The organism is Oleiphilus sp. HI0132, assembly GCF_001635845.1.
The window spans coordinates 1-1,007 of record NZ_LWGJ01000390.1 but is presented as its reverse complement, the minus strand read 5'-3'; the positions used below and the strand labels follow the sequence as shown (position 1 = coordinate 1,007).

Annotated in this window: 1 protein-coding gene; it reads left to right on the top strand. The window is 46.4% G+C overall.

Annotated elements, in window-relative coordinates:
- Positions 1–1,007: Hsp70 family protein (locus tag A3766_RS04720; RefSeq protein ID WP_156508692.1), on the top strand; the 1,007-nt coding region annotated here is incomplete at both ends.

Genomic DNA, 1,007 nt, shown 5'->3' with positions numbered 1-1,007 from the left:
AGCGTCAGGCAACTAAGGATGCCGGTAAAATTGCTGGTCTAGATGTTAAGCGTATTATCAACGAGCCAACTGCAGCAGCACTAGCGTTCGGTTTAGATAAGAGCAAAGGCGATTCAACAATTGCTGTTTATGACTTGGGTGGTGGTACTTTTGATATTTCTATCATCGAAATTGCTGACGTTGATGGCGAGAAGCAGTTTGAAGTATTAGCGACTAACGGTGACACCTTCTTGGGTGGTGAAGATTTCGATATGACGCTAATCGATTACTTGGCTGATGAGTTCAAGAAAGATAGCGGTATCGACCTTAAAGGTGATCCTCTAGCGATGCAGCGTTTGAAAGAAGCGGCTGAAAAAGCAAAAGTTGAGCTTTCAAGTGCGCAACAGACAGATGTAAACCTTCCTTATATTACGGCTGATGCGTCAGGTCCTAAGCACCTTAACGTGAAAATGACGCGTTCGAAGCTAGAGTCGCTAGTTGAAGATTTGGTTGAACGTAGTTTAGCGCCTTGTAAGACTGCATTGAATGATGCAGGTCTTAGCGCTTCAGAAATTGACGACGTTATCTTGGTTGGTGGTCAGTCTCGTATGCCTTTGGTTCAGAAGAAGGTTGAAGAGTTCTTCGGCAGAGAGCCACGTAAAGACGTTAACCCAGACGAAGCGGTAGCAATGGGTGCAGCGATCCAGGCTGCGGTATTGGCTGGTGACGTAACAGACGTACTGCTACTAGACGTTACGCCATTAACTTTGGGTATCGAAACAATGGGTGGCGTAGCCACAGCATTGATCGAGAAGAACACGACTATCCCAAGTAAGAAGTCCCAGATCTTCTCAACGGCTGAAGATAACCAGTCTGCTGTAACGATTCACGTTGTACAGGGTGAGCGTAAGCAAGCGGCTCAGAACAAATCTTTGGGACGTTTCGACTTGTCAGATATTCCTGCGGGCCCTCGTGGTATGCCTCAGATCGAAGTGACTTTTGACATCGATGCAAACGGTATCTTGAAC